Origin of the sequence: Microcoleus sp. F10-B2 (genome assembly GCF_036704965.1) — a bacterium.
Classification (GTDB): Bacteria; Cyanobacteriota; Cyanobacteriia; order Cyanobacteriales; family Microcoleaceae; genus Microcoleus.
The window spans coordinates 1-9,161 of the sequence record NZ_JAUBTB010000160.1 but is presented as its reverse complement, the minus strand read 5'-3'; the positions used below and the strand labels follow the sequence as shown (position 1 = coordinate 9,161).

The window sequence follows — 9,161 nt, the reverse complement described above, 5'->3', positions numbered from 1 at the left end:
TACGGATATGGGTTGATTTACATTCTGGGCATTGCATAAATTATTCCTCCTATTCATACTCTAACTCAGCAACGCCCGATCTGATACCATTATTGTTTATAACTGCTTATAAACTCAACGAAGTTTTACAATACCATTGTGTAATCCAGGCATCCACCTCACCCGTGCGAGGATTGCGCACACAGATTGCTTGAGTCATGGGATGAAACTCTGCCTTCCTAGGGCATTATCCTTTCAGCAAAGCGATATTTTTTGCCTTCCTTAAAGGCGGTAAAACTTTGCCCGTCAGGGCTAAACATTACAGAGAAACTATCTGTATCACCATTTTCGTGCATCCATATGCGAACTTCAATTGATCGTGCCCTAACATTGCTTTTTTTCCAAACACCCCGCCACAAATTACTTGCACTCACAGTTCCGTCGGCGGAAAATCTCCAGGGAACTGGATGGTAAAATCCAGGTTCTGCCCCCACTCGCCACAGGGTGTTGTTCACCATGGAAAATATTTCGTTCATATCAGAAGAGTCTCCAGTCAAGGATGGGGGTGAGTCATTAGCTTGTGGTAGCGAAACTCTGGGTTCTGATGCAGACAAAGAACCAAGGTTTTTCCCTATGTATCTAGTCATAGGAGCTTGTTGAGGCACAATCAGTTTGCCAAGCGATGCCATGATTCCAAAAATGACTAGGCTGCCAAATATAACCTTTGTTGGTGTGGAATTTGTGAAATTCAACGCTTTTCCAAGGATACCGTTTTCACGACCAATGTCAATTGGCTGAAGTTCCTTCAACGCAATAGCGGCATTAGGATAGCGGGTTTTAATGCTGGTAGATACCATTTTCTCTAGCCAGTTAACAAACTGATCGTTCAATCTCGGTAGCTTCTTTTTAAATTGAATATGACCATGCTCATCGAGTAAATTCCCAATCTCCGTTGATTTTGTTTTTGTCAACAAACAAATTAGTGTCATTCCTAAACTATAGAGATCGGATGATTCTGTCAGTTCACGATTGAATAGTTGTTCTGGTGGCATAAATCCCATTGTGCCTTTAACAACACTGCTAACTGTTGTATCGTCACTTGTGCGGGCAAAGCCAAAGTCTATGAGATAAGCTGCGATCTGTCGTGAACGATTAACCAGAATATTTTCTGGCTTAATATCTCTATGTACAATAGAGGGAGAGTGCTGCTGTAAATAGACAAGAACATTCAATATTTCAACAGCAATTTGCTTAATTTCCTGTGGCTCAAAATGTTGAGCATGAGACAAAGGAACAGCTTTTTTGTATTCCTGAATCAAGCAAAAACCGTTCGCCGTTTCAAATGAATTAAGATATAGGGGTATGTTAGGATGATTAAGCGATCTTAATATCTTAAGTTCTGCTTGATAAGCATTATACCCAGCCCAAGAGGTTGTGCTGGTTGCAAATTGAAATTGCTTGATCGCAACAGCTTTTTGATCTTTTATTTGAATTGCTTTGTAAGTAACTCGACCTCCAGAGCGATTTTCCCCTAGAACTCGGTCAACCTGATATCCTTGAGAACTAAAGTCTGGATACTCATTTGTGGATTGCATATCTATAAAAGTAGGGTAGTATTATGATGGCACACTTTAATTTTCAGATGCTTTCACAATTCAGCGTAGTCGAACCAAAATCATTCGCCTCCATCCCCAACTCCATTGCCAGCATTGTAATGATTTTTGCCAGCAGCCGATTGACGATTTCGTGAGGTTCTCCTGGAATCCCGATCTCCAATACTCCCTGGTCACAGGCAATGCGAGTTGGGCGATTATCTCCCAAGTCTTGCAGCAAGGTTTCATAGGTTTTCCAGGTTAGCCCTGAAACGATCGTGGCACTACCAGGAGTCCACGATCGCTGCGGTCATGGATTAGCTCTCTAGCGAATGATACTTCTGTTTCTGAGGTACTCGCATTATAGCGGTTCGGGCTGTGTATTTAGATTCCACAGCACGATCGTCGTAAAGTGCGTCGCCATCAATAATCTATCATCAGTAAAATCAAAAATCTGGCAGCAAGCTCGCCTTTTATCGTTCCTCCTCAATTTCCAATTCTACCGCCTCTAACTCAGCTTCTAACTGCTCAACAGTTGGCAAACTTCCCTGTAACTGCTCCGGCAAAGCCTCCCGCAATTGATAAGTCGAAACGCCGATCGGTTTATTCATATCCCGCAAAGCATATTCGACAATCTTCTGCTTTTTATTTTTACATAAAATCATCCCAATAGTCGGCATATCATCCCGGTGTTTCAGCAAATCATCCACCGCCGAAACGTAAAAACTCATCTTCCCAGAAAACTCCGGCTTAAACGCTTCTACCTTCAAATCAATTACCACAAAACACCGCAAACGTAAATGATAAAACAATAAATCAATATAAAAATCTTCCCCTTCAACCTCCAGATGATACTGACTGCCCACAAAAGCAAACCACTCCCAACTCCAGCAAAAAATCGCGAATTCGATCGATTAAAGCCTTCTCTAATTCTCTCTCTTGTGCTTCTTTGCCTAAACTGATAAAATCAAAATTATAAGGGTCTTTCAACAACTGCTGCGCCAGTTCAGATTGCGGGTTGGGGAGAGTGCGAGAGAAGTTCGTATCAGCTTTCCCTTGTCGCCGATACAGCCCGCTTTCTATCTGATGAACTAACACATTTCGACTCCATCCTTCCTCGATAGTTTGGCGAATATACCACTCACGCTCAGCGGAATCTTTCACAGCATCCAGAATGCGGAGATTATGCCCCCAAGGAATTTGTGCAACAACCTGTTGCACAAATTGTTCATCCGGGTAAGTTTCCGCAAAACTCCTCATATACTTGAGATTGCGAGATGAAAAACCCTTCATCTCAGGAAAAGCTTTTTGCAAGTCAGCAGCTATATTGTCTATAACTTTTGCTCCCCATCCTCGCTGCTGTTGTCGGTTTAAAATATCCCGTCCAATTTGCCAGTAAAGCAACACTAATTCGCGGTTGACCGAAATCACAGCCCGCACTTGAGCTTGCAAAATACGTCCCTTAAGTTCCCGCAGAAAATCATAATAATCTTCTGGAATTGGTAAGTTATTCGCCATAAACTAACTCCCGCATATTTTCCCGAACGATCGCCTCTATTTCATCTCACATTTTAAGCTATTATCCAGAACAGGCAAGATGCCTGTTCCACAAAGAGTGATTTTTCTTGTGGGGTGGGCATCCTGCCCGCCCGGTTTTTGTTTGCTATTTTCTACTCGTTAATGTACCCTGCAAACTAGGGCGATCGCCTCTTGATTTTCTAGTACCAAACCGTACTCCAAACCTTCAACCACTGCCTGACAAGAAGCATCCAAAATATTACCAGAAACCCCAACCGTCGTCCAGCGGTCTTGACCGTTACTAAACTCAGCCAATACGCGAGTTTTAGCAGAAGTTCCCGCAGCGCCGTCGAGAATCCGCACCTTGTAATCTGTCAAGTAAAAATGCGCGATGGCGGGATAAAAGTTCACCAAAGCTTTCCGCAAAGCCGCGTCCAAAGCCGAAACCGGGCCGTTTCCTTCCGCAGCTTCCAAAATATTTGTCCCGTTTACTGACAATTTCACCGTTGCCAAAGCCATACAATCTTCGCCAACCTTATCGCAGTGGACTTGAAATCCCTTAATTTCAAACCACGGCGGCCGTTGTTCCAAGGCTTCCCGCATTAACAATTCAAAAGACGCCTCAGCACCTTCAAATTGATATCCCTGGCTTTCCAAATCTTTCAATTTTTCTAGAATTTGGCGGCAAGCAGGATTTTTGCGATCGAGTTCAATGCCAAAAGTCCGAGCCTTCGCCAAAACATTGCTCAAACCAGCTTGATCTGAAATCACAATGCGGCGACAGTTGCCAATTTTTTCTGGTTCCAAGTGCTCGTAAGTCAGCGGATTTTTCTCAACCGCCGATACGTGAATTCCGCCCTTGTGAGCAAAAGCGGAAAGACCGACAAAAGGAGCGCGGTCATCGGGAGCAAGATTGACAATTTCGCTGACCGATCGACTTACTTGAGTTAATTTAACTAATTGCTCGTCTTGAATGCAATCATAACCCAACTTGAGCTGAAAATTAGGAATCAGCGAACATAAATTAGCATTGCCGCAGCGTTCGCCGTAACCGTTAATAGTTCCCTGTACCATCGTCACTCCTTCCCGTACAGCAGCCAAAGCATTAGCAACTGCAACTCCCGAGTCGTTGTGAGTGTGAATTCCTAACTGTAAAGATTTTTCGCGATTGGTTCCTAAAGCTTCTAAAACCTCGCGAACAACCTGACTGACTTCGTGAGGCAAAGTACCGCCGTTAGTATCGCAAAGCACCAGCCATTCTGCACCGGCATCCGCCGCCGCTTTTAAAGTTTTAATAGCATAATCTCGATTCTGCTTGTAGCCGTCAAACCAGTGTTCGGCATCGTAAATAACGCGCCTTCCCTGACTCCGCAAATATTCAATTGTATCTCGAATCATCGCCAGATTTTCTTCTAGCGTCGTCTTCAAACCTTCAATAACGTGCAAATCCCACGACTTGCCAAACAGTGTCACCCAGCGAGTACCGGCGGACAAAATAGCCTGCAACATTTCATCATTTGCTGCAGTTGTTCCCGGTCGCCTTGTCGAACAAAAAGCGACAACTTCGGCTTGAGTTAGCGGCTGTTCTTTGAGCCGCCAAAAAAATTGTACGTCTTTAGGATTCGCCCCCGGCCAGCCTCCTTCAATAAAGGGAATTCCTAAACTGTCTAATTGCCGAGCAATTCGCAGTTTATCTTCGAGAGATAAGCAGAGTCCCTCGCACTGAGCACCGTCTCGCAGCGTGGTATCGTAGATCCAGAGCCGATTTGTCATGGGAAATTGCGATCGAGAACTTGGTAATATATCACTTACTATATTAGATGGATTTATTTGAAATTAATGCGATAATATATATGAAAATTAACATAAATCTAACAGGGGTAAATTACTGTGGTCAAGGTACAAGCGCAAGGAAAAACATTTGAGTGCGATCGCGGAGCCAATCTCCGTGAAGTTTTGCTCAAAAACGGCATCGATCTCTACAACGGCAACGCCAAAGTCATCAACTGCCACGGTCTCGGCACTTGCGGCACCTGCGCCGTCACCGTCGAGGGCGAAGTTTCCGAGCCCCAGTGGCGCGAAAAAGCCCGACTTTCGGTTCCTCCGCATTCTCCCGCATCCAACCGCCGTTTGTCCTGCCAAACCAAGGTTTTAGGCGATATTAAGGTGACAAAATATGACGGTTTCTGGGGCCAGGGTTCTGAAACTGTCTGGAAACCACAAGCCTAGATTTTTTGTTAAGAAAGGCAGATAGGACGATCGCCTGGCAAGATAATATGTAAGACTTGCACAAGAATTCTAACTGTAAGGTGCACGCGGGGCACCTTACCATAAAGAAAGCCGAGAGGTCAATCGATTTGAGATTTGAGATTTGAGATTTTAGATTGAAGCATTGACCCCACGGATAAATTCGGGGGGCAAGTTTCATCGGATACACGTTTTTTTTATTTCTCCACGGATGAATCCGGGGGCTTGTATCCTAGATGCTTTCGGTCAAAAAACCCAGAAAGTCCATATCAAAGTTAATGAATTCATCTCAAGATATTCTGATTATTGGCGGCGGAATAATTGGTCTTTCGCTAGCAGTAGAACTGAAATTGCGAGGGGCCTCTGTCGCTGTTCTCACCGCCGATTCTAAACAACCGACGGCCCGGGCTGCCGCCGGAATGCTAGCCCCGCAAGCCGAACGAATTCCCCCCAGCCCGATGCTCGATTTGTGCTTGCAAAGCCGCGCACTGTATCCCGCCTGGGTGGAACGGCTAGAAGATATTACCGGATTGAAAACGGGATATTGGCGATCGGGAATTCTCGCGCCAGTGTGTCAAGATGAGCCTCAAGAAAAGCCGCTTTTGTCAAACCTTAATTATCAATGGTTGGACAGAGATACTGTTCGCCAGCAACAGTTTGGATTAGGTCAAGAAGTAATTGGCGGTTGGTGGTATCCTGACGACGCTCAAGTAGACAACCGCGCTTTATTTCGGACGCTTCAAGTTGCAAGTAAAGAATTGCAGATTGAGATTATTCAAGGTAATGCAGGGGAAATTATTCGGCAGGGAAGCAGAGTTTTTGGAGTGGAAACAACGGCAGGAAAATTACAAGCTGACCGTTATGTTTTGGCTTCCGGCCCTTGGTCTGAGAAATTATTGCATATTCCTGTTTATCCGATCAAGGGGCAAATGCTGTCAGTATGCGTACCAGAAAATAGTGGAGTGATGCAGCCGCTGCAAACAGTTTTATTCGGGACTGGCATTTATATTGTGCCGCGTCAAGATGGCAGAATTATTATAGGCGCTACTAGCGAAAATGTCGGATTTACTCCCGGAAATACTGCGGCGGGAATGCAAAGTTTGCTAGCAGGAGCTATTAAGTTATATCCAGAATTACAAAATTATCCGATTCTGGAGTTTTGGTGGGGGTTTCGGCCGGCTACTCCTGATGAGTTGCCGATTTTGGGTGCTAGTGCTTGGGAGAATTTGACATTGGCTACAGGGCATTACCGCAATGGCATTTTGTTGGCTCCGGTGACGGCTAAATTGTTGGCGGATTTAATTTGCAATCAGAAATCCGATCCGTTATTGGCTGCTTTTAATTGTTCGAGGTTTGGATTTTCAGAACTTACTTGAACCTCGCTATGTAGGGTGTGCACTGCGCACCTTACGGCTGTAAGTAGCGCGTCCCACCATTTTTTTGCCTTAGTCCTGATTAATTCGATTCCTGTTTTTTGGGTTGGTTCAATTCTCTGCATTTAGCGACAGCCAAATCGTAAGCATTTTGGTAATCGCTACCGCCTAACATCAAATCGCCGTAATATTCATAAGGTTGATTGCCATAAATCGGCAGCGGGTCGTCTTCTGGATAATCTTCTTTTGATTCTTCTAGGATTGCTTTGAGTTTCTTGACCCTGAAGCGCTGTACAGGGAAGTAATGAATATCTTGAGCGATTAAACCGAGATGGGGAAAGGTTGGGTCAACAATTCGCTCGTCGAGTTCAATCCAGCTATACTCGATGGGTTTATACGGTGCTCCGGGCACAGCTAAAAATCCTTGGACGTAGATTGCGCCCTCTGTGGCTAACGCTGCTTTACAGGCGTTGTCAAAGCAGTTTTTACGGTTGCTTTTGATGCGAGCAGCCATTTCAACAGAAAGCGTCTCATCTAATAGTTCGGTCATAATCCATTTCTAGTCGCGTGTGCGATTAGATTGTAGCAAACCCGAGCTATCTCCGAGCACAAAAAACGCACGCAATTGCGATCGTTCCTGAAATTCTCGTCTCAAGCAGGTCAAAATTGGCAAATGAGAGGCGGTTTGCCAAAAACGCGGGCGAGGTGATAAGCTGTTGTGCATTTAAATTGAATGTCAAAAAATAATCTAAGTCTTGTGGGGTGGGCCAGAAAGCCCGCCCTGAATATGCAATTTAAATGCGTGACAGCTTACTGAGTTTGTCCGCCCATGTAGCCCGCAAATAACAAGATTTTAGACCAACGTCCGTTTATTGATATGGGGTTGGCGCGGTTTGCAGCGATCGAACTGACGCACCCTACGATATATGATTCCCGATTTTGTAGGATGCGTCAGCCTCTTGAAATCTTTGGGATAACTGTAAAAATACATGAGGTTGACCCACCTTACAATAAGTTGAATATGAGCTAGATCATAGAAAGATTTAGGATAATTTGGCAAGCTGAGAGTAAGATTAAATAGGAGGTCAATTTAATGACCGATACTGCTCTCAATTTTAAGACTGCACCGGGACATGAAGTGCTCGCGGCGGCTGGCAAGAAAATGCTGAGGCCGGGGGGTGAATTTGCTACGGAACAGTTATTTGGATGGGCGGATTTTCAGCCAGGGGAGACTGTTTTGGAGTTGGCTGCTAGTTTTGGATATAGTTCGATCGCCCTTGCTAAACGTTTTGGCGTAAAAGTAGTGGGAGTTGAGAAAAATCCTGACAGTGTGGCGCGCGCTCGTGCTAATGTTGCAGCAGCCGGTTTGAGCGATCGAGTGGAAATTGTGGAAGGAGATATTTTTCACTTGGATCGGATTTCCCAACAGTTTGATTGGGTGTTGGCTGAAGCTATCCTGACGATGCAGTCGCCGTCGGGGAAAGCTAAAATTGTATCGGGAATTTGCGATCGTTTAAAGCCCGGGGGCAAGTTTCTCTCTCACGAACTTTTAGCCCGAAACCGAGAATCACAAATTCACAAAGCTTTATCAGAAGTGACTCGGGCTAATTCCACGCCTTTGTCTGAGTCGGGCTGGATTGCTGTTTGCCAAAACGCGGGTTTGCAAGTAGAAAAGTGTCAAACCGGGGTGATGGGACTCCTCAACTTGCGGCGAATGGTTGAAGATGAAGGGTTTGTGGGTACTGTGCGGATTTTGTGGAATATTTTAAGCCGATCTCAAATTCGCGATCGAGTTTTAGCAATGCGTCTAGTTTTCCAGCATTACCAACAGGATCTAGGCTACATCATCCTTTGTACAACAAAACAATATTAACGGAGTCAAAAACTATGACTGCTACTCTTTTACCGCTACAATCTTCAGCAATCCAACTCCGAGACGCAATTGAATATCCCGCCGCCGGAGTGCTGAGCAAAATTTTAGTAAAGGACAATAATTGCCAGTACAGCCTATTTTGTCTGGCTGCTGGCACCGAAATTTCCGAACACAGTTCGGCGCGGAATGCCACAGTTAATGTCATCGAAGGAAAGGGTCTTTTGACTTTGGAAGGCAAGGATATTGTTTTGGAACCGGGCGTGTTTGTCTTCATGCCCGCTAAAGCTATTCACGCTTTGAAAGCTGAAGAAAAATTGGCGTTTATTTTGACACTTTCCGAAGTCAATTAATTCCCTAAATATTGCTGTAGGGGCGGGTTTTACCAACCCTAATTGCCTAAAATCAATAATTTCGTAAACCCGCCCCGGTTCACAGTGGGGCCGGGCGGTTTCATTCTTACGAAAATCGCGAATTTGTAGGGGTAGTGCCCCGTGCCTACCCCCTGACAGGTGTAGGTTTTTTACGAGGGGGTAGTATAAAGTCAATTAAACCAGGCGAGAATAAGGGTAATTAAACGAA

10 protein-coding genes are annotated in these 9,161 nt (G+C 44.9%); 4 read left to right on the top strand and 6 right to left on the bottom strand.

What is annotated here, in order from left to right:
• Window positions 1–218: 218 nt before the first annotated feature.
• From QUA99_RS31535 to cimA, 5 genes are all read right to left on the bottom strand, one after another.
• The gene (locus QUA99_RS31535; RefSeq protein ID WP_333245113.1) at window positions 219–1,574 is read right to left on the bottom strand and encodes a serine/threonine-protein kinase; all 1,356 of its coding nucleotides are present in this window, start codon (window positions 1,572–1,574) and stop codon (window positions 219–221) included.
• A gap of 43 nt (window positions 1,575–1,617) precedes the next feature.
• Window positions 1,618–1,812 carry a hypothetical protein gene (locus QUA99_RS31530; protein ID WP_333245116.1) on the bottom strand — a complete coding sequence of 65 codons (195 nt, stop codon included), beginning with the start codon at window positions 1,810–1,812 and terminating at the stop codon, window positions 1,618–1,620.
• A gap of 232 nt (window positions 1,813–2,044) precedes the next feature.
• Entirely contained in the window at window positions 2,045–2,437 is a 393-nt protein-coding gene (locus tag QUA99_RS31525; protein WP_333245118.1) for a PDDEXK nuclease domain-containing protein, read from the bottom strand.
• Window positions 2,409–3,089, bottom strand: coding sequence for a PDDEXK nuclease domain-containing protein (locus QUA99_RS31520; RefSeq protein WP_333245121.1), 681 nt, complete (start codon window positions 3,087–3,089; stop codon window positions 2,409–2,411). The genes QUA99_RS31525 and QUA99_RS31520 overlap by 29 nt, the downstream gene beginning before the upstream one ends.
• Before the next feature lie 159 nt (window positions 3,090–3,248).
• Window positions 3,249–4,862 (bottom strand): citramalate synthase, encoded by a 1,614-nt coding sequence (gene cimA / locus QUA99_RS31515; protein WP_333245124.1) that lies wholly within the window; start codon window positions 4,860–4,862, stop codon window positions 3,249–3,251.
• 117 nt (window positions 4,863–4,979) lie between these two features.
• Here cimA and QUA99_RS31510 point away from each other — a divergent pair, with 117 nt between their 5' ends.
• Both QUA99_RS31510 and thiO read left to right on the top strand, forming a co-directional pair.
• Window positions 4,980–5,318, top strand: a complete 339-nt coding sequence (locus tag QUA99_RS31510; protein ID WP_333107358.1) for a 2Fe-2S iron-sulfur cluster-binding protein — start codon at window positions 4,980–4,982, stop codon at window positions 5,316–5,318.
• 296 nt (window positions 5,319–5,614) lie between these two features.
• The gene (gene thiO, locus QUA99_RS31505; protein ID WP_333245127.1) at window positions 5,615–6,712 is read left to right on the top strand and encodes a glycine oxidase ThiO; all 1,098 of its coding nucleotides are present in this window, start codon (window positions 5,615–5,617) and stop codon (window positions 6,710–6,712) included.
• 79 nt (window positions 6,713–6,791) lie between these two features.
• Here thiO and QUA99_RS31500 read toward each other — a convergent pair whose 3' ends face one another.
• Complete coding sequence (locus tag QUA99_RS31500) at window positions 6,792–7,259, bottom strand: hypothetical protein (protein WP_333245130.1); 468 nt, start codon at window positions 7,257–7,259, stop codon at window positions 6,792–6,794.
• A gap of 543 nt (window positions 7,260–7,802) precedes the next feature.
• On the opposite strand from QUA99_RS31500, the gene QUA99_RS31495 reads away from it, so the two are divergent.
• Together QUA99_RS31495 and QUA99_RS31490 are read left to right on the top strand one after the other, a co-directional pair.
• Window positions 7,803–8,582, top strand: coding sequence for a methyltransferase domain-containing protein (locus QUA99_RS31495; protein ID WP_333245133.1), 780 nt, complete (start codon window positions 7,803–7,805; stop codon window positions 8,580–8,582).
• 14 nt (window positions 8,583–8,596) lie between these two features.
• The gene (locus QUA99_RS31490) at window positions 8,597–8,932 is read left to right on the top strand and encodes a cupin domain-containing protein (RefSeq protein WP_333245136.1); all 336 of its coding nucleotides are present in this window, start codon (window positions 8,597–8,599) and stop codon (window positions 8,930–8,932) included.
• Window positions 8,933–9,161: the final 229 nt, after the last annotated feature.